Annotated in this window: 23 protein-coding genes; 12 read left to right on the forward strand and 11 right to left on the reverse strand. The window is 66.8% G+C overall.

The annotated features are described in order from the left end of the window. Positions 1 to 3: 3 nt before the first annotated feature. From AWB92_RS01810 to AWB92_RS01835, 6 genes are all read left to right on the forward strand, one after another. Complete coding sequence (locus AWB92_RS01810; protein WP_085184059.1) at positions 4 to 1,206, forward strand: amidohydrolase family protein; 1,203 nt, start codon at positions 4 to 6, stop codon at positions 1,204 to 1,206. Between the two features lie 22 nt (positions 1,207 to 1,228). Beyond that, on the forward strand, positions 1,229 to 2,848 hold the full coding sequence (locus AWB92_RS01815; protein WP_085183801.1) for an acyl-CoA synthetase: 1,620 nt from the start codon (positions 1,229 to 1,231) through the stop codon (positions 2,846 to 2,848). Next, positions 2,845 to 3,675, forward strand: coding sequence for an amidohydrolase family protein (locus AWB92_RS01820; protein ID WP_085183802.1), 831 nt, complete (start codon positions 2,845 to 2,847; stop codon positions 3,673 to 3,675). The genes AWB92_RS01815 and AWB92_RS01820 overlap by 4 nt, the downstream gene beginning before the upstream one ends. A gap of 1 nt (position 3,676) precedes the next feature. After that, entirely contained in the window at positions 3,677 to 4,735 is a 1,059-nt protein-coding gene (locus AWB92_RS01825; protein ID WP_085183803.1) for an acyl-CoA dehydrogenase family protein, read from the forward strand. Between the two features lie 27 nt (positions 4,736 to 4,762). Next, the gene (locus tag AWB92_RS01830) at positions 4,763 to 5,956 is read left to right on the forward strand and encodes an acyl-CoA dehydrogenase family protein (protein ID WP_085183804.1); all 1,194 of its coding nucleotides are present in this window, start codon (positions 4,763 to 4,765) and stop codon (positions 5,954 to 5,956) included. A 294-nt stretch (positions 5,957 to 6,250) separates the two neighbouring features. Next, a complete protein-coding gene (locus AWB92_RS01835; protein WP_085183805.1) occupies positions 6,251 to 9,004 on the forward strand; it encodes a LuxR family transcriptional regulator in 2,754 nt (917 codons plus the stop codon). 32 nt (positions 9,005 to 9,036) lie between these two features. Here AWB92_RS01835 and AWB92_RS01840 read toward each other — a convergent pair whose 3' ends face one another. From AWB92_RS01840 to AWB92_RS01870, 7 genes are all read right to left on the reverse strand, one after another. After that, the gene (locus AWB92_RS01840) at positions 9,037 to 10,671 is read right to left on the reverse strand and encodes a cation acetate symporter (protein WP_085183806.1); all 1,635 of its coding nucleotides are present in this window, start codon (positions 10,669 to 10,671) and stop codon (positions 9,037 to 9,039) included. Then, entirely contained in the window at positions 10,668 to 11,015 is a 348-nt protein-coding gene (locus AWB92_RS01845) for a DUF485 domain-containing protein (protein ID WP_085183807.1), read from the reverse strand. The genes AWB92_RS01840 and AWB92_RS01845 overlap by 4 nt, the downstream gene beginning before the upstream one ends. 153 nt (positions 11,016 to 11,168) lie before the next feature. Further along, on the reverse strand, positions 11,169 to 11,882 hold the full coding sequence (locus AWB92_RS01850; protein WP_085183808.1) for an NAD(P)H-binding protein: 714 nt from the start codon (positions 11,880 to 11,882) through the stop codon (positions 11,169 to 11,171). Between the two features lie 66 nt (positions 11,883 to 11,948). Next, positions 11,949 to 13,097 carry a thiolase family protein gene (locus tag AWB92_RS01855; protein ID WP_085183809.1) on the reverse strand — a complete coding sequence of 383 codons (1,149 nt, stop codon included), beginning with the start codon at positions 13,095 to 13,097 and terminating at the stop codon, positions 11,949 to 11,951. Positions 13,098 to 13,122: 25 nt separating this feature from the next. Next, complete coding sequence (locus AWB92_RS01860; RefSeq protein WP_085183810.1) at positions 13,123 to 13,929, reverse strand: thioesterase family protein; 807 nt, start codon at positions 13,927 to 13,929, stop codon at positions 13,123 to 13,125. After that, complete coding sequence (locus AWB92_RS01865) at positions 13,926 to 15,137, reverse strand: CoA transferase (RefSeq protein WP_085184060.1); 1,212 nt, start codon at positions 15,135 to 15,137, stop codon at positions 13,926 to 13,928. The genes AWB92_RS01860 and AWB92_RS01865 overlap by 4 nt, the downstream gene beginning before the upstream one ends. A 21-nt stretch (positions 15,138 to 15,158) precedes the next feature. Beyond that, a complete protein-coding gene (locus AWB92_RS01870; protein ID WP_085183811.1) occupies positions 15,159 to 16,367 on the reverse strand; it encodes a cytochrome P450 in 1,209 nt (402 codons plus the stop codon). Between the two features lie 239 nt (positions 16,368 to 16,606). Here AWB92_RS01870 and AWB92_RS01875 point away from each other — a divergent pair, with 239 nt between their 5' ends. Further along, positions 16,607 to 17,437: an SMP-30/gluconolactonase/LRE family protein gene (locus AWB92_RS01875; RefSeq protein ID WP_085183812.1), complete on the forward strand. Its 831-nt coding sequence runs from the start codon at positions 16,607 to 16,609 to the stop codon at positions 17,435 to 17,437. Between the two features lie 3 nt (positions 17,438 to 17,440). Here AWB92_RS01875 and AWB92_RS01880 read toward each other — a convergent pair whose 3' ends face one another. The 4 genes from AWB92_RS01880 to AWB92_RS01895 all read right to left on the reverse strand — a co-directional run bounded on the left by AWB92_RS01880 (position 17,441) and on the right by AWB92_RS01895 (position 21,419). Continuing rightward, on the reverse strand, positions 17,441 to 19,093 hold the full coding sequence (locus AWB92_RS01880; RefSeq protein ID WP_085183813.1) for an acyl-CoA synthetase: 1,653 nt from the start codon (positions 19,091 to 19,093) through the stop codon (positions 17,441 to 17,443). An 8-nt stretch (positions 19,094 to 19,101) separates the two neighbouring features. After that, the gene (locus AWB92_RS01885; protein ID WP_085183814.1) at positions 19,102 to 19,716 is read right to left on the reverse strand and encodes a PaaI family thioesterase; all 615 of its coding nucleotides are present in this window, start codon (positions 19,714 to 19,716) and stop codon (positions 19,102 to 19,104) included. Beyond that, entirely contained in the window at positions 19,713 to 20,330 is a 618-nt protein-coding gene (locus tag AWB92_RS01890; protein WP_085183815.1) for a cysteine hydrolase, read from the reverse strand. Before AWB92_RS01890 ends, AWB92_RS01885 begins: the two co-directional genes overlap by 4 nt. Positions 20,331 to 20,426: 96 nt before the next feature. Beyond that, on the reverse strand, positions 20,427 to 21,419 hold the full coding sequence (locus AWB92_RS01895) for a Rieske 2Fe-2S domain-containing protein (RefSeq protein ID WP_085183816.1): 993 nt from the start codon (positions 21,417 to 21,419) through the stop codon (positions 20,427 to 20,429). A gap of 83 nt (positions 21,420 to 21,502) precedes the next feature. Here AWB92_RS01895 and AWB92_RS01900 point away from each other — a divergent pair, with 83 nt between their 5' ends. The 5 genes from AWB92_RS01900 to AWB92_RS01920 are packed head-to-tail and all read left to right on the forward strand — an operon-like array spanning position 21,503 to position 26,125. After that, the gene (locus AWB92_RS01900) at positions 21,503 to 21,955 is read left to right on the forward strand and encodes a nuclear transport factor 2 family protein (RefSeq protein WP_085183817.1); all 453 of its coding nucleotides are present in this window, start codon (positions 21,503 to 21,505) and stop codon (positions 21,953 to 21,955) included. Further along, positions 21,945 to 23,564: an NAD(P)/FAD-dependent oxidoreductase gene (locus tag AWB92_RS01905; protein ID WP_085184061.1), complete on the forward strand. Its 1,620-nt coding sequence runs from the start codon at positions 21,945 to 21,947 to the stop codon at positions 23,562 to 23,564. The genes AWB92_RS01900 and AWB92_RS01905 overlap by 11 nt, the downstream gene beginning before the upstream one ends. A gap of 19 nt (positions 23,565 to 23,583) precedes the next feature. Further along, entirely contained in the window at positions 23,584 to 24,702 is a 1,119-nt protein-coding gene (locus AWB92_RS01910) for a PHB depolymerase family esterase (RefSeq protein ID WP_085183818.1), read from the forward strand. Continuing rightward, complete coding sequence (locus tag AWB92_RS01915; protein ID WP_085183819.1) at positions 24,702 to 25,082, forward strand: nuclear transport factor 2 family protein; 381 nt, start codon at positions 24,702 to 24,704, stop codon at positions 25,080 to 25,082. Before AWB92_RS01910 ends, AWB92_RS01915 begins: the two co-directional genes overlap by 1 nt. Further along, entirely contained in the window at positions 25,079 to 26,125 is a 1,047-nt protein-coding gene (locus AWB92_RS01920) for a TIGR03857 family LLM class F420-dependent oxidoreductase (RefSeq protein ID WP_085183820.1), read from the forward strand. Before AWB92_RS01915 ends, AWB92_RS01920 begins: the two co-directional genes overlap by 4 nt. Positions 26,126 to 26,127 lie beyond the last annotated feature (2 nt).

The raw sequence follows: 26,127 nt of genomic DNA on the forward strand, positions 1-26,127 counted from the left end.
AACATGGCCCACTTGGATTACAAGGCGATCGACGTCGACAACCACTATTACGAGCCGCTGGATGCCTTCACCCGTCACTTGGACAAGGCATTCAAGACCCGCGGCGTGCAGATGGTCACTCAGGGCAAGCGCACTCTGGCCGTAATCGGCGGCCGCGTCAACCAATTCGTTCCCAATCCCACCTTCGACCCGATCATCGTGCCGGGCTGCCTCGACCTGTTGTTCCGTGGTGAGATTCCGGAAGGCGTCGACCCGGCGTCTCTGATGAAGGTCGAGCGGCTCGCCGAACACCCGGAGTACCAGAACCGCGAAGCCCGCGTTGCCGTGATGGACACCCAGGACATCGAAACGGTTTTCATGCTGCCGACGTTCGGCTGCGGCGTGGAAGAGGCGCTCAAGGAAGACATCGACGCGACGATGGCGTCGGTGCACGCGTTCAACCTCTGGCTCGACGAGGATTGGGGTTTCGACCGGCCCGACCACCGCATCATCGCCGCACCGATCATCTCGCTGGCCGACCCGGCCGGCGCCGTCGACGAGCTGGAGTTCGTGTTGGCGCGCGGCGCCAAGCTGGTCCTGGTGCGGCCGGCGCCGGTGCCCGGCGTCGTCAAGCCGAGATCGCTGGGCGATCGCAGCCACGACCCGGTGTGGGCCCGGCTGGCCGAGGCGGGGGTTCCGGTCGGATTCCACCTCAGCGACAGCGGATACCTGCACATCGCGGCGGCTTGGGGAGGCAAGGGAACCTTCGAGGGGTTCGGCGAAAAGGATCCACTGGACACGGTGCTCCTGGACGACCGCGCCATCCACGACACGCTGGCATCGATGATCGTGCACGGCGTGTTCACCCGACACCCCAAACTCAGGGCGGTCAGCATCGAGAACGGCTCCTACTTCGTGCACCGGCTGGTCAAGCGCCTGAAGAAGGCGGCCAACAACTATCCGCGGCATTTTCCCGAGGATCCGGTGGAGCAGCTGCGTAACAACGTGTGGATCGCGCCGTACTACGAGGACGACCTGACGGAGCTGGCCAAGGTCATCGGCGTCGACAGGATCCTGTTCGGTTCCGACTGGCCGCACGGTGAAGGCCTCGAGTCGCCGCTATCGTTCGCCGAAGAGCTCGTCGGATTCAGCGACTCGGATATTCGGAAAATCATGCGGGACAACGCTCTAGATCTCCTCGGTGTCCAGGTCGGGTCGTCCGCTTGATTATTCGAGGCTGGTTACGCTAGTGAGCGAATGGACCGTGGGCGCGGTTCTCGACGCCATCGCCGACGTCATCCCCGACCGTTTGATGACCGTCTGCGGAGACCGCCGCAGCACGTTTGCCGAATCCGCGCGGCGCACCGATGATCTGGCGAATTACCTCAGCGGCAAGGGATTCGGGGCCTTCGCCGAGCGCGAGTCGCTCGAGCCGTGGGAATGCGGCCAGGACCGGGTCGCGCTCATCATGTACAACGACCTCTACCCCGACATGGTGATCGGATGCCTCAAGGCGCGCACCGTCCCGGTCAACGTGAACCACCACTACTCGCCGCGCGAAATCGCCGACCTGCTGGCCTATGTCCGCCCCAGGGCGATCATCTATCACCGCGCCCTCGGCGCGCGGTTCGCCGACGTGCTCCCCCCGGAGGGGACGGAGCTGCTGGTGTCCATCGACGACGGCAGCGGTGCCCCGGAATTGCCGGGCGCCGTGTCGCTGGACGACGCGCTGGCAGCCGGCGCCACCGGCTTTCGCCCCGCTGGGTCGCCCGACGACCTGATCATGATGTGCACCGGCGGAACGACCGGACGCCCCAAGGGCGTCCTTTGGCGCCAAAGCGACATGTACGTGTCATCGATGGTGGGGGCCGACCACGCGAGCGTCACCGAGATCCATGACAAGGTCCGCGGCGGCGGGCCGCCATGGTTCGCCGTCTCGCCGTTGATGCACGCGGCCGGCATGTGGACCGCATTCGCCGCGCTGTGTGCGGGCCTGACGGTCGTGCTTTATGACGACCGCAACAAGCTCGACGTCCGGTCCGTGTGGGAAACCGCCGAGCGCGAAAAGGTAGGCATGATGACGATGGTCGGCGACGCGTACGCCGGGCCGCTGATCGCCGAACTGCGCGCCCACCGCTACGACTTGTCCGCGCTGAACTCCATCGGCACCGGCGGGGCCGCCACCAACGCGAAATACAAACGCGCGCTGATGGAATGCATTCCGCACATCACCATCATCGAAGGCTACGGATCCTCGGAGAGCGGAAACATGGCCTTCGGTCACAGCCACAACGGCACCGCGAGCGAGACCTTCGCACCCCGGGAAGGCGCCACCGTCGTCTCCGCCGATCGCACCAGGTTTCTGCGTCCCGGTGACCACGAGATCGGGTGGGCCGCCAGGACGGGACGGATTCCGCTGGGCTACTTCGACGACGCTGAGGCCACCCGACGCACCTTCCCCCGGATCGAGGGCCGGCGGGTGGTGATACCGGGCGACCGCGCATCCATCGAAAAGGACGGCACCATACGCCTTTTCGGTCGTGACTCGCTGGTGATCAACACCGGTGGCGAAAAGGTCTTCGTCGAAGAGGTCGAGGAAGTGCTGCGCGCGCATCCGGGCATCGCCGACGCCCTCGTGGTGGGACGGCCCAGCGAGCGGTGGGGCCAGGAAGTCGTCGCGCTCGTCGCGCAACACCCGGGCGCCGACCTGAGCGCCGACGGGCGTGCTCTCTATACCTTCTGCACGGCGCGACTGGCACATTTCAAGGCGCCCAAGGCGTTCATCTTCGTCGAGCAGATTCAGCGTCTGGGCAACGGCAAGCCCAACTACCGGTGGGCCCGAGAGCAAGCTGAAGAGAAGGTGTCATGAACACCAAGGCGATTGACTGCCTCGTCAACGTGCACTTTGGTGAGGCGGACTCCCAACCCACCTGGATGCTCAAGGTCCGAGACGACTACTTCAAGGGGCCGGAGTCGATGTTCGCGCCCGTCGACCTGTCCGAGCTGCTCGACGAGATGGACGAACAGGGAGTGCAGCGGGCGATCCTGATGGATTCGCTGGCCAGCCCGTCCACCACGGCGCGCAAATTCATCGAAGCCAAGCCGGACCGGTTCGCCCTGGCGATGGGTGGGGCGAACCTGTTGCGGCCGGTCCGGTCCCTGCGCGAGCTGACCGCCGTCGTGAGCGATCTGCCGGTGGCGTATGCGGTTGTGGGTCCGAGCTTTTGGGGCGACGGGCAGTATCCGCCCAGCGACGCCGTCTACTACCCGCTGTACGCGAAATGCGCGGAGCTGGATCTCCCGCTGTGCATCAACACCGGCATCCCGGGCCCGCCGATTCCGGGAGAGGTCCAACATCCCATGCACCTGGACCGGGTGTGCGTGCGTTTTCCCGAGCTGAAGCTGTGCATGATCCACGGCGCCGACCCGTGGTGGGACGTCGCGATCCGGTTGCTGCTCAAGTACGCCAACCTGCGCCTGATGACATCGGCGTGGTCGCCCAAACGGCTGCCGGCATCCCTGCTGCACTACATGCGGACGCGCGGCCCGAACAAGGTGATCTACGCGTCGGACTGGCCGGTGCTGCGCATGCGCCGGGTTTTACCGGAAGCCCGCGCGCTCGACCTGCCCCCCGAGGTGCTCGGCAACTACCTCTACAACAATGCGCAGGAGTTTTTCTTCGGGAAGGAACGTTGACATGGACCGCTTCGAACTGCGCAGACTCGATTACAGCCTGTCCGAGGACCACGTGGCTCTGCAGAATGCGTACAAGCAATTCTTCAAGACTCAGTGCTCCATCGAAACGGTGCGCGCCGCGGAACCGTCCGGGTTCGACAAGAACCTGTGGGAACGGCTGTGCGCCATGGGCGCGACCACGATGGCACTGCCGGAGTCCTGTGGTGGCGACGGTGCGACGCTGGTCGATCTCACCCTGGTCGCCGAGGAGATCGGCCGCTCGCTGGCGCCGGTCCCGTGGATCGACCACGTGTGCGCTGCGCGGCTGCTCGGGCGCCTGGGCGGGCTGAACTCCGACACCGCCGGAGTGGCCGATGGTGAACAGCTCGCGGGCCTCGATGCCCGCCTCGACGGTCCGCCGGGCGCCCGGCTGATTCCGACGGGCTCGATCGCCGACCACATCGTCGTGCGCGAGGGCGACCAGGTGGTGCGGCTGACGTTCGGCATCCGGCCGACCAAGGTCGACAACATCGGCCGGTTGCCGATGGCCTGGGTGGACCCGGCCGCCGCGGACACCCGCACCGTCATCGGCGAGGGCCCGGATGCGGTGGCGAATTACCAACGCGCCCTCGATGAATGGCGGCTGTTGACCGCGGCGGCGTTGGTGGGCCTGGTCGAGGAGACGATGACCATCGCCGCGGAATTCGCCAAGACCCGCTACACGCTGGGCGTGCCGATCTCGACGCTGCAGGCCATCTCGCACCCGCTCGCGAACATGGCCATCACCGTTCAGGGTGGCCGCAACCTCGCCCGCCGGGCCGCCTGGTTCCTGGACAACGAACCCGACGAGCGGCCCGAGCTGGCGCCGTCGGCGTTCGTCTTCATGGCCGAGGAGGCCGCCAAGGCGGCGACGATGGCGGTTCACATCCAAGGCGGCCTTGGGGTTTCCTCCGAAGCCGCGGCCACGGCGTATCTGGTGCGCGCCCGGGGATGGCCGCTGGCCGGCGGCGATCCCGGCGCTACCGCCCTGCGCGTCGCCGAGATCGTGACGGCCCGCGAGAGCGCACCACAGCCCGCCTAGATCGGCTCAAGACAGGAGCGAACAACGATGGACTTCTCCCGAGTCGAGCTGTCCGAGGAAGATCAGGCCTTCCGTGAGGAAGCGCGGAACTTCCTGAGCACCCACATGACCGAAGAGGTGCGACGCCGCGACCGCGAGACTGGCGACAACTTCGACGAGGGCCTGCACCTGAAGTTCGGCGCGGCAGGCTATTTGGAGGCCGAGTGGAAGCCGGAATCCGAGGGCGGGTTCAGCCGGGTGCGGCGGCGCATCTGGGAGCTGGAGAAGCGGCGGGTGCACGTGCCGTGGGTGACGTGGGGCACCACCGCGATGGTGGCGCGCTCGGTGGCGAAGTTCGGTAGGGCCGAACTTCGTGACGAGGTGCTGCCGAAGGTCTTCAGCGGCGAGGTCCGGCTGTGCCTCGGCTACACCGAGCCCGAGGGCGGCTCCGACGTCGCCACCTGCAAGACCCGCGCAGTGCGCGACGGTGATGCGTGGATAATCAACGGCTCCAAGATGTTCACCACCGGCGCGCACAACTGCCAGTACGTGTTTCTGATCACCAACACCGCCCCCGAGGCGCCGAAACACAAGAGCCTGACCATGTTTCTGGTTCCGCTGGACTCGCCGGGCATCGACATCCAGGGCATCCGCACGGTGGACGGCGACCGCACCAACATCGTCTACTACAGCGACGTCCGCGTCGACGACAAGTACCGGCTGGGTGACGTGGACGCCGGCTGGACGGTGCTGCGCGAGCCACTCAATGTCGAGCACGGCGCCGTCGCGGCGGCGCCGGACGGGCTGCAGGACACCTCGATCATGATGCACCAGGCGGGATTCATGTCGGAGGCCGTCGACAAGGCCGCCGCCGTCGTGACCCGACCCGGCCCTGACGGCAGCCGGCTGATCGACGACAAATCCGTCGCATACCGCCTTGGCCGGTGCGCGGCCCGGTTGGAAATCGCGCTGTCGTCGCCGAGCATCTACGGCCGCGTCGCCATCGCACAGACCATGCGCGACATCTCCCCGGACCTGATGGACATCCTCGGGGCCGCGTCGACCCTGCCGTTCGGTACCGACGGCGCCGCCGACGATGGCAGCGCCGAATACGCCTACCGGTTCGCCCCCTTGGTGGGCATCTACGGCGGCACGCTCGAGGTTTTCCGCAACATGATCGGCCAGTACACGCTCGGCTTGGGCAAGCCGAATTACTCACCGCCGCTGAAGAAAACGTCCTGAGCCAAACCGCAGCCAACGCGCAAGGCGTCATCGGGGATTTCCCTTAGTCCCGATCTGTACGTAGGCCCATTCTGGCTGTTCGACGACGGCTTTCGCCATGAGGCGTTTGACTATCAGTCGATGTCCAGTAGCTGCACAGTCCACATTCGGCGTATCCACAGGCAGCGTGATTTCGTTGCGCCGGCAAATACCAGCCCCTAGGCTACGTATTTGCTGGAGACCGCCTAAGGGGAACGCGGGAATCGCCAATGTCATGCACATTCTGCGCCGCCGGTGGCTGATGCGGGCCGGCCTGTGACGGGCGGGAAGAGCGGATCGACTGAGGCCAGGGCAGTCGAGGACTTCCTCAGTTCCGCGAGCGGCGGGCCGTCTGCGTTGGTGATCGAGGGCGACGCGGGTATCGGCAAGACCACCCTGTGGTTGTCGGCGCTGCACATAGCCCGAGAGCGCGGCTTCGCGGTCTTGGCCGCGCGCGCGGCGGCGACCGAATCGGTGCTGGCCTACGCGTCGTTGGCCGACCTGATGGCCCACACCGGGGCGGACTGGAGGCAACTGCCGGATCCGCAACGTCTTGCGCTCGATCGAATCTTGTTGCGAGCCAGCACTGACGCCGAGCCCACCGACCAACGCACCGTTGCCGCCGCGGTGCTTTCGGTGGTCCAGATCCTTGCTGAGAAGTCACCGGTGCTGGTAGCCATCGACGATCTGCAATGGCTGGATCCCTCCAGCGCCCTAGCCATCGGATTCGTCGCACGACGGCTAACCGAACGAGTTGGCATGCTGGCAACCTTCCGCACCAACAGCCACCGCGACCGCGCGCCATCGTGGTTTGCGCCACCGCCACCCGCACAATTGATCAGGACTCGGCTGGGCCCCTTGAGCATTGGTGCTCTTCACGCGGCGGTGACGCAGCGGCTAGGCCGCTCGCTATCACGCCCCCAGATTTCACGCGTTTACGAGGTCTCGGCCGGAAACCCCTTCTACGCGATCGAACTGGCGCGCACAGTGCTCGACCAGCCGCCAGGCGCGCGGGTGTCCATGCCGGCCACGCTGATGGAGTTGGTGCGCAACCGCGTCGGGATGCTCGAACCCGCGGTGCGTGAGGTGCTGCTCGCCGTGTCCTGTCTTGGCGCACCGAGCATCCAAGACATCGCGCACGCGACCGGCCGCGATGCGGACGACGTCGTTGCGCTACTGGACGCCGCCGAAGTACAGGGCACCGTCGAAATCGCCGGCAACCGCGTGCAGTTCACCCATCCCCTACTGGCCCAGGGCTGTTACGACGACGCCACCGCAGCGCAGCGCCGCGCCATGCACCGTCGCCTCGCCACCTTGGTCACCGAACCTGAGTTACGCGCCAGGCACCTGGCGTTGTCCGCCCCGACCGCCGATCCCGCCACGCTGCAAGCCCTCGATGCGGCGGCCCGGAGTGCCCGCGTGCATGGGGCGCCGATGGCCGCGGCCGAAATGTTGGAGCTTGCGATCGGGCTCGGCGCAGACAGCCCTAAGCGCCGAATCCGGTTGGCACGCAACTACCTCGACGCCGGCGACCCGGCGCGGGCACGGGCCCTGCTCGAGGACATCATCGGGGCGTTGCCGCCCGGAACTCAGCGAGCCGAAGCGTTGAGCATGCACGCTGTGGTCGCCCTGTACGGCGAGAGCTTCCTTGAGGCCGCCGAGTTGCTGGAGCGCGCCCTCAGTGAGGTCGGCGATCAGCTACCGCTGCGCGTGCAGATATTGGTCAGTCTCTCGTTTGCGATGCTGAATACCGGTGATCCAGCCGCCGCCCTGCGCATCGTCGATGACGCCGTCACCAACGCGGAGCGGCTAGGTCACCCGCAGTTGCTCGGCCAGGCACTGAGCCTGCGGGCACATTTGCGGTTTCGGCACGGCGACGGCATCGACGAAGCCGGCCTGCAGCGCGCGCTGGAATTAGAGGACAACGCGTTCATGCCTGCGGCACTGCGACCAAGCATGCAAAAGGCCTTGCTGCTGGGCTGGAGCGGACAGCTCGATACGGCCTACGCGGCGATGGTAGGCCTGCGACAAGCCTGCATTGAGCGCGGTGAAGAGAACGAACTGATCCACCTGGCCTTCAACCTCTTTCAGATCGAAATGTGGCGTGGAAACGTTGGCAATGCCAGTCTGTTGGCCGAGGACGCCGCAGCACGGGCAGTGCTGCTCGGCACCGACCTTGCGCAGGGCGTCGCCCTGACGATGCGCGCCACTCTCGCTGCCCATGCCGGCCGTGAAGCCGAGGCCCGTGCCGACGTCGAGGAGGCCCTTTCGGCAAGCCAGCGCTGCGGTGCGCACATTCTTGCGTTGTGGCCGCTCACTGCGTTGATCTTTCTGGAGGTATCCCTCGGCGACTATGCCGCGGCGGTGAGGACGGCCGAACCAATGCTGTCGCAAGTCAATTGGGATGGGCAGACAACCGAGCTCGTCCAGGCGCCTTTTTTGCCCGACGTTCTTGAGGCGTTGATAGCCCTCGGACGCTACGACGAAGCGGAGCCGCCGATCGACGCGCTCGAGCGCAACGGTCGCCGGATGGATCGTGCGTGGATGCTGTCAGTCGGCGCGCGCTGCCGCGCGATGCTGTTGGCCGCAGGGGGCGACGTGACCGCAGCGACCGCGGCGGCCGAGGCTGCGGTGGTCGAACATGACAGGCTGCCGATGCCGTTCGAACGGGCCCGCACCCAGCTGCTGCTCGGCCAACTTCAGCGCCGCCGACGCCACCGCGACGATGCCACGGCCAACGTGAGCACGGCGCTGGCGGTCTTCGACGAACTGGACACACCCCTGTGGGCGGCGCGAGCCCGCGCGGCGCTAGCCCGTTCTGAGGTCGATACGGGTCCGGCCAAGCTGCTTACCGCCGGTGAACGACGAGTGGCAGAGCTAGCGGCGTCGGGAATGACCAATCGCGAGGTGGCCGCCGCGTTATTCATCAGCCCAAAGACCGTGGAAGTCCACCTCACCCGGGTCTACCGCAAGCTGGACGTGCGCACGCGCGCCGGATTGGCCCGCCGCATCGACCAGCTCAAGACATGATCGTGTGACCCCCACCCCCGGCTGATGGGCGACTAGTGCGTGACGACGGCCTTCTCGGCGCCGATGCCGGTAAGGGAGCGGACCTCCATCTCCGCGTTGCGCACCGGGTCGCCGCGGTCGGACGACGACAGCGTCCCGACGATACCGAGGACGAACGCCAGCGGGATCGACACGATTCCGGGGTTGGCAAGGGGGAACCACGCGAAGTCCGCGCCGGGGAGCATCGCGGTCTTCGCTCCCGACACCGCGGGCGAGAAGATGATCAACACGATGGTCGAAATCAGGCCGCCGTACATGCTCCACAGCGCGCCGCGGGTGTTAAACCGCTGCCAATAAAGCGAATACAGGATCGTCGGCAGGTTAGCCGACGCCGCGACCGCGAACGCCAGCGCCACCAGGAAGGCGACGTTCTGGCCGTTGGCCAGGATCCCAAGCGCAATGCCGAAAATACCGAGCACCACGGCGGTGATGCGGGACACCCGGACCTGTTCGCTCTCGGTGACCTTGTGCCGCTTGATCAGGCTGGCGTAGATGTCGTGGGCGAACGACGTCGACGCGGTGATCGTCAGACCCGCGACCACGGCGAGGATCGTGGCGAACGCCACCGCGGAGATGACACCGAGCAGGACCACGCCGCCGAGATGGAACGCGAGCAACGGCGCCGCCGAGTTCTGGCCGCCCGCGGCCTTGAGGATCCGGTCGGGCCCGACGATGGCGGCGGCGCCGTAGCCCAGCGCCAGCGTGAACAGATAGAAGGCTCCGATGAGGCCGATCGCCCAGACCACGGACCGGCGTGCCTCTTTCGCGGTGGGGACCGTGTAGAAGCGCATCAACACGTGGGGCAGCCCCGCGGTGCCCAGCACCAGCGCAAGCCCCAGCGACAGCAGGTTGATCTTCGACGTCGTCGACCCGCCGTATTGCGCGCCCGGTGCCAACACGTTGCGGCTAGAAACACCCTTGGTGGTGGCGTGCGACACCGCCGACTGCGCCGAACCCAGGATGTCGGAGAAGTTGAAGCCGAACTTCGCCAGCACCATCACCGTCATCGTCGCCGCGCCGAGGATCAACAGGACGGCCTTGATGATCTGCACCCACGTGGTGCCCTTCATCCCACCGACCAAGACGTAGACGATCATCAGGACACCGACGACCGCGATGACGATCGACTCGCCAAGGCGCCCTTTGACATTCAGCAGCAGCGCAACCAAACCCCCCGCGCCGGCCATCTGGGCGAGGAGGTAGAACAGGGACACCGTCAGCGTCGAGATCGCCGCGACCAGCCGCACCGGGCGCTGCCTGAGCCGGAAGCTCAGGACGTCCGCCATGGTGAACTTCCCTGTGTTGCGGATCAGTTCGGCGACCAGGAGCAGGGCGACCAACCAGGCCACCAGGAATCCGATCGAATACAGGAACCCGTCGTAGCCGTAGACCGCGATCGCGCCGGCGATGCCAAGGAAGCTGGCCGCCGACAGGTAGTCCCCGGCGATGGCGATGCCGTTCTGCGGTCCCGAGAACGCCCGGTCGGCGGTGAAGAACTCGGTCGCGGTGGCGTTGCGCTGGCTGGCCCGGATCACCACGTAGAGGGTGATGAGGACGAAAACGGCAAAGATCGCGATGTTGGCGACGGGATTCCCGATCGTCTGCTGTCCGGCGGCAAACAGCGTCATGACGCCACGCCTTCCGCGCGGATGGCGGCGGCCCTCGGATCAAGCTCCCGGTCGGCGAACCGTACGTAGAGGCCGGTGATGATGAATGTCGTCAGGAACTGGCCCAGTCCGATCAGCAGTCCGACGTTGACGTTCCCGAAGACCTTGGTCGCCATGAAGTCGTGCGCGAAGGCGCCCAACAGCACGTAGGCGGCGTACCAGGCGAGGAAGATCGCGGTCATCGGGAACACGAATCGGCGTAGTTTGCGGCGAAGTTCGGCGAACTCCGGGCTCGCTTGGATGGTTACGAACTGCTCGCCCGTCGCTAATGGGACGTCTTCGGATGGAAACTCGGTAGTAGACAACGCAACTCCTGACCTCGGGTTCGAGCAGGGCTTTTCGGCGTTAGCCTACGAGCAAACCCGATGACAACAGCAGTGCGATTTCTGCCTGTGGGTCTAAATTAACCCTGGCGTCGCCGCGCGGGCACCTGACGGCAACCCGATTGGGGGCGTTTGTTAAGCCGGCACCTCGCGCGGCGAGTCTTTCTTGAATGCCTCCCGTCGAACCATTTCCCACACCGTCGGAGTGTGCTCGGTGGTCGAGACGACCACGGTCATCCGCCGTGCTGTCCCCTCCTGAGCGAGCCTGACGAGGTAGTCGGCCAGGTCGACGCGAGCCGTGAAAGCGCCGACCGGATTGATCTCTCCCGCAACATAATTGGTCACCAGAGGCAAATCGAACAATCCCGACGGGCGCACGACCGTCCAGTCCAGGCCGCTGTCGCGCACCACCGTTTCCATCCGGCGGATGTCGTCGTAGACGGTCTTGCCGATGGTGCGGGCGATGATCGGTTCGAATAGCCGCAGCGCCAGTGGCGTGTGGCGGCGTCCGCGCGCGGGGTAGGCGCCGGTGGAACTCACCACGACAAGCCGGCTGACGCCGGACTCGCGCATCGCGTTCACGATATTGCGGGTGCCGACGGAATACGTGTCGACGGGCCGGCGCGCGAACGGCACCCCAAGCGTCGACAACACGACGTCGGCGCCGGCGACGATCCCGGCCAGCTGATCGCGCCGCACGTCCGCGCCCGCGACCGTCAGCCGCGCGTCGGAAATGGGGAACTCGTCGGGCCGCCGGGTCACCGCCACGGCCGCGTGCCCCGCGTCCAGCACCAGACGCGTCACAAGTCGTCCGGTCGATCCATTGGCGCCAAAGATGACGATTTGCATGAGAACTCCTCCCGTTCGCCACTACGACGAAGCGGGCCGGCCGAAAGTTACATGGGCTCCCGAAGCTCAGGTGGTCAGGATGGTCGCCGCGGCGGTGCCGGGGGCGCCGTATAGCTGGGTGAACCCGACCTTGGGCTCGCCGGGGACCTGACGATCGCCGGCCTCGCCGCGGAGCTGGCGCACGATTTCGTGGATCTGGCGCAAGCCGGAGGCGCCGATCGGCTCTCCGTTGGCGATCAGCCCGCCATCAGTGTTGACCGGCATGGGGCCGCCGATCTCGGTGGCGCCGTCGGCCAGTAGCTTCTCCTGATCGCCGTGCGCACAGAACCCACACTCGGCCATGTGGATGATTTCGGCGCCCGCGTCGGTGTCCTGCAGCTGGATCACGTCGACGTCGCCGGGGGCCACGCCGGCCTTTTCGAACGCGGTGCGGGCCGCGTACACGGTCGGCGCCACGTCCTCGTCGACCGGCGCGAACGTGGTGTTGACCTCGTAGGCCCCGTAATGGCGGGTGCGCACCTCCACCGCCCGTAGGTAGACGGGCTTGGACGTATAGCGGTGGGCGATGTCGGCCCGGCACAGCACCGCCGCCGCGGCGCCCTCGTCGGGCGCGCAGAACATGTATTGGGTCAGCGGGTAGTTCAAAACCGGCGAATCGAGGATGCTCTCTTCGGAGATCGGCTTGCGGCGAAACGCGTTGGGGTTCAACGCTCCGTTGCGGAAATTCTTGGCGGCGACCTTGGCGAGCGTCTGCTGGGAGATGTTGTGGTCGTGCAGATACCGGTTCGCCTTCATGCCGAAGAACTGGGTGGTCAGGTACTGCCCGTTCTCGGCGTACCACCTCGGCATGCCCACCAGCGCCGGATCTTCGGTGAACGCCCCGCGCGGGTGCTTGTCCAGGCCGATGGCGATGCCGATGTCGTAGTCGCCCAACCGGATCCCGTCCGCACAGGCCTTGACCGCGCTGGCCGCCGTCGCGCAGGCGTTGAACACGTTGGTGAACGGGATGCCGGTCAGGCCGACCATGCCGACGATGGCGTCCGGGTTTGCCACCGTCCAGCTGCCGCCGGTGGCGAACTGGACGTCCTTCCATTCGATGCCGGCGTCCGCGACCGCGGCGAAGATCGCGTCGACGCCCATCTGCATCGCCGACTTGCCCTCGAAGCGGCCGAAGGGGTGCAGACCCACCCCGATGATCGCTACGTCGTTTGTCATCCGACTCTCCTCGTGTCCGGCGGCTCTAGCGGCGGCGTACCAGCTGGGCCTGCTGAAGGGCGGCCACCGCCCCGCGCTTGTCGAAGAGTGTGGCAACGGAGACGCCCACTCCGTCTGGGCCGTAATGGTTTTCGGCGCGAACGCCGATCCATTCGCCGTCGGGGACGCGGTGGATGTGCACGGTGAGATCGGTGTTGAGGAAGAGCCATTCGGCGACGCTGAGCCGGCTGCCCATGCCGTTGGCGATGTCGGCCACCGCGAACAGGCGCTGCATCGGCGTCATCGCTTCGCCCTTGACGAGGTCGACGACCGGTCGGGCCCAGCACTCCCCGGGCACATCGTTGAGGATGTCGTTCACCCAGCGCCAATCCAGGCTCTGGATGTAGGTCTGGTTCGCGTCGCTGTCGGGCCGACGGGGACGCCCCTCGCCGATGGGGCGCAGCGGGGGAGTCGGTGTGAAATACAACTCCGCCGTGTCGCCGTGCTGAAAGCGCCAGGCGATCGCGTTGGCCACCGGTCGCGGGCGTTCGTCGGGACCCGGCGCCAGCATTTGAGCGCCGAGCAACTCGATCTTGGTTCCCGGGCGCTCGACGTGCGCGCGAACCCAGAGCGGCCCGTCAACCGGCACCGGCCCGAGCAGGTCGACGACGACGCGGCTCAGCCGGGCGTCGTCGCGCGCCGAGCAGCCCTCCAGCGCGCGCACCAGCAACGCCGAGACGGGTGCCGCGTTCTGCATGGTCGGCGACCACGTGCTGATGACGTGATCCGAGGCGCTGAACCTCTCACCGACTGGATCGTGCGGATCGACCAGCTCGTAGTAGGCGTCGGTCAAGCGATGGCCCCCGCGTCCTTGAGTTCTTCGATGCGGTCCCAGTCCATGCCGAGCTCCATCAAGACGATCTCGGTGTGCTCGGAGGCTTGCGGCGCGCGGGTCGTCACCAGCGGCTCGTGGTTGAACTGGACCGGGCCGCGCACGACGCGGAATGGCTTTCCGCCGCTGGCGAGTTCGACCTCGGCGATCATGTCGTTGGCGACGGCCTGCTCGTCGTCGACCAGATCGAGGAGGCTCTGGAAGGGCGCCCACTGGCCCTTCATCGTCTTGAGGTGTTGGCGCCAGTAATCAAACGGCTTGCCGGCGAAGGCTTTTGCGATCAGTTCGGCGGCGGCGTCGGCGTTCTGGATCAGCGGGAGCACCTCGGAGAACCGCGGATCGTCGGCGGCCTCGGGGATGCCGAGATGCTCGAAGGTGTCCCGGATCAACCCGGTCGGGCTGATGATGCACAGATTGATCGTGCCGCCGTCGGAGGTTTCGTAGTTGCCCATGAAGGGATTCACCGACTTGCCGGTCCCAGGCATGGGCGTGCGCATCACCTCGCCGGTTTCCATGCCCTGGGTCAGGCTGGCGCCGGCCGCCCACCAGGCGGTGCTCAGCAACGACACGTCGAGTTCGACGGCCTCGCCCGTGCGCTCGCGATGCAGCAGCGCGGCCGAGATGCCGCCGGCGATGAACATGCCGCCGATGGAGTCACCGAACGCCGGAATGCCCTGTCCCAGTGCGCCGCCCAACTCCTCGGGGGTGAGCGCGTAGCCGATTCCGCTGCGCGTCCAGAACACGGTGCCGTCGTAGCCACCGATGTCGCGTTCGGCGCCCTTGTCCCCATGAGCCGAACCGCGCGCATAGACGATGTTCGGGTTCGCCGCGCGGATGTGCTCCACGTCGAATTTGTGCTTCTGGCGCTGCGCGGGCATGTAGTTGGTCAGGAAAACATCGGAGGACTTGGCGAGCTCGTAGATCACTTCTTGGCCGCCCGGGGTGGAGATGTCGATTCCCACGCTGCGCTTGCCCCGGTTGGGGTGCTCCATCAGTGGGTGCCGCTCGGGGTCGACCTGGATGCCGCCCATGTTGAGGAAGCCGCGCTGGGTGTCGCCGCGCAGCGGGTGCTCGACCTTGATGACGTCGGCGCCCCAGTCGGCGAGGATGGCTCCCGCAGCGGGGACGAAAGTGAACTGCGCCAGCTCGAGGACCCGAAAGCCCTCCATTACCTTGATCATTTTCGGACCCTACTTCGCGTCGAATGTCACCGGAAGGGCGGTTGGGGAACGGAAGGGCTGGCCGTGGATGTGCGGGTCGCCGTCCGTGAGCAGGGTGAAGTTGGTCAACCGATCCAGCAGGCAGCCGACCGCGACCCGGGTTTCCAGCCGCGCCAGGTGCAGACCCAGGCAAGTGTGCTCACCGGCGGCAAAGGAGATGTGCGGCACGTGCTTGCGGAAGATGTCGAATTCCTCCGCACGTTCCCAGCGCCGCTCGTCGCGATTCGCCGAACCCATGCACACGCCGATCACCGCGCGCTCCGGAATCTCGACGCCCTCGAGCACGGTGTCCTCCGTCGCGAACCGCTGCACCGTGGTGAGCGGCGTTTCGTAGCGCAGCCCTTCCTCAATCGCCTGTGGCAGCAGCTCTCGGTCGGCTTGCACCGCCGCGAACTGATCCGGATGAGTGAGCAGCAGATAGAGCAGGTTTCCCGACGACCGGTATGTGGTCTCCAGCCCGGCGGGCAGCAGCAGCCGCAGAAACGAGTAAATCGCCTCGTCACTTAGCTTTTCGCCGTCGATCTCGGCGGTGACCAGGTCGCCGATGATGTCCTCGGTGGGCTTCGACTTGCGCTGCTCGATCTGCTCGACGAAGTAATCCTTCAGCGCCGCCGACGCCTCGAAAGCGCGCTCATAGTTGACGTGGTAGCTGATCAACGCGACGGCGTGCTTGCGAAACGTCGGCAGGTCCTCGGCGGGCAAGCCCAGCAGTTGGGCGATGACGCGGGTCGGAAATTCGAAAGTGAATTGGCGCACCAGGTCGGCTTCGCCGGTTTCGATGAACTCGTCGATCAACGCGTTGCAGATCGGCCGCACGATGGTGGGCTCCCACCGGGCAAGGGCCTTGGATTTGAACGCCGCGGACACCAGGTTGCGGTGGTCGCGGTGCTTCTTTCCCCCCATCGCCAGGATGGTCGGCCCGATGAAGAGGCCAATCGTCTTGTCGTACGGCGCCGAGCTGAACACCCGGCCGTCGCGAAACACCGCGTTCACCGTGTCGAACGACACCGCCGAATATTCACGCTTGGGCCGCAGGGACTCGGGCGTCTTGGAGTAGTCCATGACGGTCCCGCGGAATACGCCGGCCTGCCGTCGTTTATGAGCGAAGAATGGGTAGGGGTCGCGCAGGCTGACGGTCTCCGGGCCGGTTTGGGAACCGGTCTGAACGTTGGTCGTCACCTAGATCTCCAGCATCTTCAGCAGGAACAGGCTGTCCTTTCGTAAGATCGTACTGTAATTATTACAGTAGACAATATGGGCGCGGTTTCTCGTTTCGTAGCGATGCGCGGCCATTCCTTGGCGGTGAGGGCGCGGTTGACGACATCGGCGGTCGTCGCCCGTCGACGTGTTCCGTAACATGGTTCCTTAGCAGTTGGCCTGGGCCGCCTAAGCTGTTCGCCGCCGAAGAAGGTGACCTGATGACGATCGAAATGATCGCTGACGGTCTGGGATTCACGGAAGGACCCACGAATCTGCCCGACGGCCGGGTCGCGGTAGCGTCGGTCAGCCACGGCTGCGTGTACATCGTGGATCCGGGCGGGGGCGCACCGGAAAGGATCGATACCGGCGGGGGGCCCAATGGTCTGTGCTGCGGATCCGACGGGTCGATCTATGTCGCCCAGGACGGCGGTAATTTCGGTTCCGACGTGGCGGCCGAGCCCGGGGTGCAGGTCATCCGCGACGGCCGGGTAGATTACCTCGCCGAAGGCATGGACGCGCCGAACGATCTCATGTTCGGTCCCGACGGAAAGCTTTGGGTCACCGACACCCGCGCCGAAATGGAACTCTTCAATCCCGACGAGAGCAAGCGCGGGTGGGTGTGGTCCGTCGATCCCGTCACCGGCGAAAAGGAATTGATCCTCGACTCCGGGCCGGTTTGGATCAACGGCCTTGGTTTCAGCCCGGATTCGACGCGGCTGCTGGTAACGGCGACGTCCCCCGCGAAACTCGTGCGTTATCGGATCGGGGCGGCGGGCTCGCTCGATGGTCACGCCGCAGAGGTGGTGTGCACCTTCCAGCGGGCATGGCCGGCGGGGATGGCGATGCGGGCCGACGGGGCGTCCTGGGTGGCGCTGACCGGCGCGGACCGCCTCGACCTTGTTGCCGAGACGGGCGAAATCTTGGATGCGGTGGTGTTGCCCGCCGGGACGCTCCCGACGAATGTGTGCCTGGGCGCGGACTTTGCGGACGAACTGCTCGTCACCGCCTCGTATCAGCAGGCGCTGTTGAGAATTCGGCTGCCGGCCTAGCCTTCAGCCGTTCTCCGCCTGCTCGCGCGCCCACCGGTAGTCGGCCTTGCCCGACGGGCTGCGCTCGATCACCGGGCGGAACACGATCGCCTTGGGAAGCTTGTAGCGGGCGAGCGACTCGCCGGCGTGCTTGATCAGCTCGCCGGCGTCGGCGCTTACGCCTTCGGCCAGGGAGACGACCGCGACGACCTCCTGTCCCCACCGCTCGCTCGGCCGCCCGGCGACCACCACGTCGGCCACCGCGGGGTGCGACGCGAGCGCGGTTTCCACCTCCTCGACGAAGATCTTCTCGCCGCCGGAATTGATGGTCACCGAATCACGGCCCAGCAGTTCGATCGCGCCGTCGGCGCGGTGCCGCGCGCGGTCGCCCGGAACCGCGTAACGCACCCCGTCGATCACGGGAAATGTTTTGGCGGTCTTGGCCGCATCGCCCTTGTAGCCGAGCGGAACGTAGCCGCGTTGCGCCAGCCAGCCGATGCCGTCGTGACCGGGCGGCAGGATCGCGGTGAGGTCTTCGGAGGCGACGAAGGTGTCGGGTCCGGCGTTGAAGGTGCCGGTCGACACGGCCCCCGACATCGACATGTGGTGCATCTGCGCGCCGGTCTCCGATGACCCGACGCCGTCGATGACCAGGGCGTTGGGCAGCGCCTCGATCAGGCGTTGCTTCACGTACGGGGTGAGCAGGGCGCCGCCGTTGGCTACCACGGCCAACGACGACACGTCGGCGATCCCCTTCTCGATGGCGGCAACCAGGGGCCGCGCCATCGCGTCGCCGACCACCGTCACCGTCATCACCCGCTCGCGCTCGATCGTGCGGACGACGTCGTCGGCGTCGAAATGGTCTACGACGGAAGGGAAGACGACGGTCTGCCCCGTGGTGATCGCCGTCATCACGCTCCACTGGGCGGCACCGTGGATCAGCGGCGGCAAGATCATCAACTTGGTGCCGGCGCCCGCGGCGGCCGCGGTGACGATCTCGTCGACGGAGCCGAATGGCTCGCCCGTCACCAGGTTTCGCCCGCCGAAGGACGTCATGAAGATGTCGTGCTGGCGCCACAGCACGCCCTTCGGCATGCCCGTCGTCCCGCCCGTGTACAGCACGTACAGGTCGTCGGGGGAGTGCTGCAGCGGCGGCGGTTGGGGCGAACTGGACGCGACGATGGTCTCGTAATCGACCGCGCCGTAGATCAACTCGTTGCCCGAGTCGTCGGCGATCTGAATCAGCACCCGCAGCTGCGGCAGCTCGGGCAGGATTTCGGCCACGCGCGGCGCGAACGCGGCATGGTAGATCAGGGCCGTCGCGCCGGCGTCCTTCAGCAGGTACTGCAGCTCGCTCTTGACGTAGCGGTAGTTGACGTTGAAGGGGGCGACCCTGGCCTGAAACGCTCCCAGCAGCGCCTCGACGAATTCGTTGCCGTTGTAGGCGTACAGGCCGAGCAGGTCCTGACCCGCCTCGTGGCCGGCGAGCGCGGAGCGCTCCGTGTGGCACCCCAGGCCCCGCGAGCGCAGGTATGCGGCGAGCCGGTTCGCCCGGTCGAGCAGTTGTGCGTAGCTGAAATGCCGTTCACCCCTTATCACCAGGTCGCGGTCGGGGATGGCCGCGGCCACGGCCGTCGCCACAGCGGGAACGGTGAATTGTGTTGCGGTGTCTGACATCTTGCCTCTCACGGCTGGTGGGGTAGCAGGCGAACCATCAGGCCGTTAGCTTCGCTGAGCAGTGTGCCGTCGGCAGCCGTCATGCTAGCGGCTACGAAGAATTTCCTGCCGTCGACGTTCGAGATACTGCCGCGGGCGGTCAGCGGCTCGTCGATCGGCGTGATGCTGCGGTAGTCGACGTGCAGGTAGGCCGTTCGGGTAGGGGGGACGCCCGCGGTCGAGACGATCATGCCGAACAGCCAGTCGTACAGCAGGGGGATCATGCCGCCGTGCACGGCGTTGTTCCCGCCCACGTGGCAGCGGGTGAAGTGTCCTTGCATGGTGACGCCGTCCGGCCCGGACTCGGTGACCAGCCACGGGGGCAGCAGCGGATGTCCCAGCCCGGGCAGTTCAATGACTCGCCCGCCCGGCGACACGCCCTCCGGAACCTGGTGCCCGTCCAGCAGCGCGCAGGCGCTCTCGACGTGTTCGGCCGCGCTGCTCCACAGCGAACTGTCCGTGGAGACGGTCAGGTCCTGCAGGCGGCGCATCGCCGCGACGAACCGTCCCAGCCCCGGCGGCGCGTGTTCGGCCGGCTCGATCTGGGGGAATCCGCCTCGAATTGTCGGCGCGGTGTCGGTCACGGCTTGTCCCACGCTTGCAGCAGGTCGTCCGTTGTGGTGATGGTCGCGAGCAGCGACAGCGTGTTGGCGATGATGGCCTCACCGTACTCGGTGGGAACGCCGGCCACGGCATCCTTCGGCACGACGACGCGGTAGGCGGCGTTGACCGCGTCCATCACGACGTTGGGGATCGCGATGTTCAACGAGACGCCCACCACGACGATGGTGGACACGCCGAGGTTGCGCAGCACCGCGTCGAGGTCGGTGCCGCCCATCGGCCCGACGCCGTGCCAGCGGCTCAGGACCAAATCTCTTGGCTCGGGCCCCAATTCGGGTAGCAGGGCGGCTCCAGGAGTGCCGGGAGTGATGCCCACGTTCCCACCCGCGATGCCGAAAATCCTGGCGTTGTGGTTGGAGCCGAGCCCGTCGGGGCGCCGCTGCACCAGGCAGTGCACCACCTGCACCCCGGCCGCGCGCGCGGCCGGCAGCAGTCGCACGATGTTGGGCAGCGCGACGCGGCGCGCCTCCTCGGCCAGCACCGGCAGCCCGGCGTTCGGACCGATGACCGCGCCCTGGCACTCCTGCGTGACGATCGCGGTGTGCCCGGGCGCCGCGAGGTCGTCGAGCTTAGCCACGCGCGCCGCTCTCCCCCGCAAGCGGGAGGTGCCCCCACCTCATCGCTTCGTCCCCCGCAAGCGGGCGGTACCCCCACTGCATCGTCGCTGGCGCAGTCATGCCGGTACTTCATAGAACTGCGTGGCCCACTTGCGCAGCGCCATATAGCCTTTCGCGTCCACCTTGGAAAGCGGCGGGTGTTCCACGTACCTCTGGTAGCGCCAGATTTGCAGGTCGTCGAAGACGGTGGACAGGAACTGCCGTTCGATCACCTCGCGCAGCTTGCCCTCCGGCACGTCGGACTCGTCGCCCGGGATGCGCGGCCACCAGATCGAGTAGAAGAGGTCCGAGCATTCGTCGTCGACAGGCGTGCAGGTGAAGATCAGCCGATGATTCTGCGCGCCCTCGAAGACGCTGATCGCGCCGCCGAGGCCGAACAGGTGGCTGTGGAAACGCAACGCGAGATCGTCGGGGTTGTCGCTGCTGGCGTCCGGCCAACCGGCGACGAATTGCCACTCGTGTTCGACGATCTTCCAGTCCAGCACCCGGGGCGTCACCGTGGCGTGGTGCACGTATTCGAAGTGCGCGCTGTCGGGTGCGTTCTCGGCCACGATCTGCGGGTGCACCGGTTCGCGCTCGGCCCGTCGGGAGAACTCCGGATAGGCGCGGTAATAGGCCGCCGGATCGGTCTCGAATTGGGGGAACTTTTCGAAGATGTCCGGCATCTCCCACTGCGGCTCCTTGCCGTCCGGCTGATGCCAGATGAACACGCAGTCGTATTGCTCGCGGACCGGAAACACCCGCAGGCGTAGCGCGCGGTTGGGCCGGTCGGGCTGATAGGGGATGTAGCGGTTGGTGCCGTCGGGACCCCAGCGCCAACCGTGGAATGGGCACTCGACGCAGTCGCCGACCACCTTGCCGCCGTGGCCGATGTGGGCGCCGAGGTGTTTGCAGTGGGCTTCCAGCACGTGCAATACGCCTTGCTCGTCGCGGTAGGCCACCAGATCCTCGCCGAAGTAGTGCAGCGGCCGCACCTCGCCGACCGGGAACTCGGGTGACCACCCCACCATGAACCACCCGGTCACCTTCCAGGTGAACGGCACTTTCACGCCGGTGCCTCCCGCGATCGTTGATACTAAGGTCGTTACAGTATAGATTTCAGCAGTTCGGCCGGTAAGCCACAAGGAGAGAGATGACGCAGGCGGCTGACGAGCTGGAAGCGATCCGGCAGCTCAAGGCCCGCTACTGCCGGTTCTTGGACACCAAGGATGTCGAGTCGTGGCGCGCCGTGTTCACCCCCGATCTGGTCGTCACCCTGGATATGGCGGTATCCGCCGGCGGTGCCGATCCGAAGACGGCGCCACCGCTGGAAGGGGTCGACAACTTCGTACCCATGGTGATGGGCGGCCTGGAGAATGTCGCCACGATGCACCACTGCCACACCCCGGAGATCACCCTGACCTCGGCCACCACCGCGACGGGGATCTGGGCGATGGAGGACCTGCTGGTCTTCGCGGACGGCCGCGAATTGCAGGGCGCCGGTCACTATCACGAGACCTACGAGAAGCGGGAGGGCAGCTGGCGGATCAAGACCCTGCATCTGACGCGGACCATCCTTCGGATGCGGGGTGGCGATGGCGGATAGCGAGTCCTTCGACGCCCTGGTCATCGGTGCCGGATTTTCCGGCCTGTACATGCTGCACCGGCTGCGGCAACTCGGCATCCGGGCCCGGGTGCTGGAGAGGGCCGAAAACGTCGGCGGTACCTGGCTGTTCAACCGATACCCGGGCGCGCGATGCGACATTGAAAGCATCGAGTACTCGTACAGCTTCTCCGACGAGATTCAGCAGGAATGGGTGTGGACGGAGTCGATGCCGGCCCAGCCGGAGATCGAGGCCTACCTGAACTTCGTCGCCGACCGGTTGGACCTTCGGCGCGACATCCGGTTCGGCGCCGACGTCGTCGCGATGACCTTCGACGAGGAAGCGGCCGCGTGGGTGGTGCGGACTGCGGTGGGCGAGCGCTTTGTCGCGCCGTTCGTCATCGCCGCCACCGGCATCCTGTCGGCGCCGCTCGAGCCCGACATCCCGGGGCTGGGCACCTTTGCCGGAACGTCGCTGTTCACCAGCCGCTGGCCGAAGGAGGGCTTCGACCTCACCGGGAAGCGCGTCGGCGTCATCGGAACCGGTTCGACCGGTGTTCAGCTCATCCCCATCGTGGCCGAGGAAGCCTTGCAGCTCTTCATTTTTCAGCGTTCACCGGCGTACACCCTGCCGTGGCGGGTGCGGCGATTCGAGCCCGGCGAACTCGACGAGATGAAGGGCCGATACGACGAGATCCGGGCGGCCCAGCGGGCCCACCCCGTCGGGGCGGCCCGGCTGAGCGCGTTCTCGGTGCTGCTCGGGATGCTCGGCAGGCCGCAACTGAAGTCGGCGACGCGCGAGGAGCAACTGCGCGCCGTCGAGGAGAACGGCATACTGGGCGCGCTGAACTGGGGCGACATCTTCTTCGACATCGAGGCCAACCGGATGGCCGCCAAGCTCTACGGCGAGGCGGTGGCGCGGATCGTCAAGGACCCGCAGACCGCGGCCGCGTTGGTGCCCGAGCATCCCTTCGCCTGCAAACGACCGATCATCGACCAGGGCTACTACGAGACGTTCAATCGCGACAACGTCACGCTCGTCGACCTCCGCACGGCGCCGATCCGCGAGGTGACACCGGCCGGCATCCGCACCGCGCACGATTCGTACGAACTCGACGTGATCGTCTACGCCACCGGGTTCGACGCCATGACCGGCGCGCTGTGCCGCATCGACATCCGCGGCCGGGACGGCATGTCGCTCGCCGAGTTCTGGGCCGGCCAGGGGCCGTTGTCCTACCTCGGTTTGGCGGTCGCCGGCTTCCCCAACCTGTTCACGGTCCAGGGGCCCGGGAGCCCCAGCGCCGCAACCAACTTCGTGGCCGCGCTGGAGCAGCACGTGGAATGGATCGGCGACTGCATCGCGCACCTGCGCGCCAGCGGCATCCGCACCATCGAGGCCCTGCCCGCCGCACAACAGGAGTGGATGGACCACACCACCGCGCTGGTGGCTCCGACGGTTTTGGTCCACCCGTCGTGCGATTCCTGGTACAACGGTGGCAACGTGCCCGGCAAGAAACGGATGTACATGGGCTATACCGGCGGAATTCCCGAATACCGGCGCCGCTGCGACGAGATTGCGGCGGGCGGATACATCGGGTTCAAGCTGACCTAGCCGGGACGAGGTGATCGGTATGTCATGGGCGACGCGGGGGCTGGGCCTCTCCAAGGAAGTGGCCCGCGAGCTGAGCATGCTGCTGCCCCGCACCGTGACCGGCCTGCACGAATCGACCGGTTGGGTGCCGGCGTCCCCGCGCGGCCTGCGCCAGTTTGGCGAGGTGATGCTGGACGAGCTTGTGCTGAGCGGCTTTTCGCTGCTGGGCGGCGACCCGGCGGAGATGCGGCCGGTCGATGCGTGCAGCGCGGCGGCGGAGGAGTTGTCGGTCCTCGGCATCGACGGCGCGCATGCCGAGCCGAAACCGTTGCGCGCGACGTCGATACGGCGGCGACGGATCGCCCGACTTGAATACGAGCGGATGACGTTCGAACACGATCCCGCGCTGCCGCCGACGCTCGAGGCCGAAGGCTTCGGCGGCCCGGCCCGCGCGGTCGTGCACCTGTGCCGGCATCGCGACGGCCCGAGGCCGTGGCTGGTCTGGGTACACGGCGCCGGTCAGGGCGGCACCGAAGACTTGCTGCTGTCCCGGATCGGCCGGATACATCACACGCTGGGGTTCAACGTCGCCATGCCGGTGCAGCCCGGCCATGGCAGCCGGCGCCGGGAATGGCCGGCCTATCCGGACGTGGATCCCCTGGGCAACGTCGCGGGCATGATGCGGTCGGTCTCGGAGGTCCGCGCCGTGGTGCGCTGGGTGCAGCCGCAGGCCACCGCCGTTGTGGTGGCGGGGATTTCGATGGGTACCCCGGTGGCCGCGCTGGTCTCCCACCTGGAGCGGCAGATCGACGCGGTGGCGCTGTACACCCCGATCCTCGGGCTCAACGCGATGATCGCGCGGCACCTGGGACGCTGGGGGCAGTCGCGTGCGGGGTTCCGCGAGGTGTTGGGCTCGCCGGAGGTGGCGAAGCTGACCTCGGTGATCGACCCGTTGCGGGCCGACCCGGCGCCGCCACCGCGCCGTCGGCTGATCGTCGGGGCGTGGCATGACCGGATGGCGATGCGCGAGCCGGCGGTCGCGTTGCAGGAACGCTGGGGCGGCGAGTTGTTCTGGTACGACGGCAGCCACGTCGGTCACATATTTTCCCGGCGCGTGCAGGCGGTCACCGAGCGGTTTCTGAGTGGTGTGGCCGGCTGATGGCGGGAATGCGGACGGCCCGCGAAGTCGTCGAGCTATACAACCTGGTGGTCTGGAACGAACGCAACTACGACCTGGCCGAGGAGTTGTTCGCCGACACCGTCATCCGGCACGAGGTCGGTGAGGCACACACCCTGACCCGCGAGCAGGCGGTCAACCGGATCAAGGACCTCTGGGGGATTTTCGACAAGTTGCGCTTCGAGCTGAACATCGTGGTCGCCGGCGCCGACGGCGAGCACGTGGCGCTCGTCTACGACTCGTCGATGACCACCAAGGACGGCACCGAAACCAACGTCGCCAGCATCGAGGTGTTCCGCGTCGTCGCCGGCAGGATCACCGAGGTGTGGAATTGCGGATACCAGCAAGGGGTTTGGAATTGAGCGAGCGCACGCTTGACGAATTGGGCTATTACCTGCTCGCCGGGGCTGGCGGCGACGGGCCCGCGACGCTCATGGACGAGGCCCGCCGCGGCGAGGAGCTGGGGTTCGGCACCGCGTTCATCTCCGAGCGGTGGAACGTCAAGGAGGCCTCGTCGCTCGTCGGCGCGGCCTGCGCGGTGACCAGCCGGATGCAGATCGCCACCGCCGCAACCAATCACAACACCCGCCATCCGCTGATCACCGGATCGTGGGCGACCACGATGCATCGGCTCTCCGGCGGGCGATTCACCCTGGGTGTCGGGCGCGGCATCGCCGCGATCTACGGGGCGTTCGGCATCCCGGCCGTGACGACCGCGCAGATGGAGGACTGGGCCCAGGTCATGCGCCGGCTGTGGCACGGGGAGCTGATCTTCAACCACGACGGGCCGATGGGGAAATACCCGATCCTGTTCCTGGACCCGGACTTCGACGAGGACATTCGCCTGGCGCTGGTGGCGTTCGGACCGAACACGCTGGCGCTCGGCGGCCGGGTATTCGACGACGTCATCCTGCACACCTACTTCACCCCGGAGACGTTGCAACGCTGCGTGGCGACCGTCAAGTCCGCCGCGGAAACGGCCGGCCGCGACCCGGACAGCGTGCGGGTGTGGTCGTGCTTCGCCACGGTCGGCGACCATCTTCCCGAACAGCTGCGGCTGAAGAAGACCGTGGCGCGGCTCGCCACGTATCTGCAGGGCTACGGCGATCTGCTGGTGCGGACGAACAAGTGGGATCCCGCTGTGCTGCAGCGGTTTCGGGAGGACTCGGTGGTGACGTCGATCGCCGGCGGGATCGACCACAAGGCCACGCCCGAGCAGATCGAGCACATCGCGACGCTGATCCCCGACGAGTGGCTGGAACCGTCGGCCACCGGATCCGCCCAGCAGTGCGTGGACCGCATCCGCAAGGAATTCGACTACGGAGCCGATGCGGTGATCATGCACGGCGCGACGCCCGACGAGCTCGAGCCCGTGGTCGCGGCCTACCGGGCCGGCGCCGCTTAGCC

This window comes from Mycobacterium sp. IEC1808 (genome assembly GCF_002101935.1).
Classification (GTDB): Bacteria; Actinomycetota; Actinomycetes; order Mycobacteriales; family Mycobacteriaceae; genus Mycobacterium.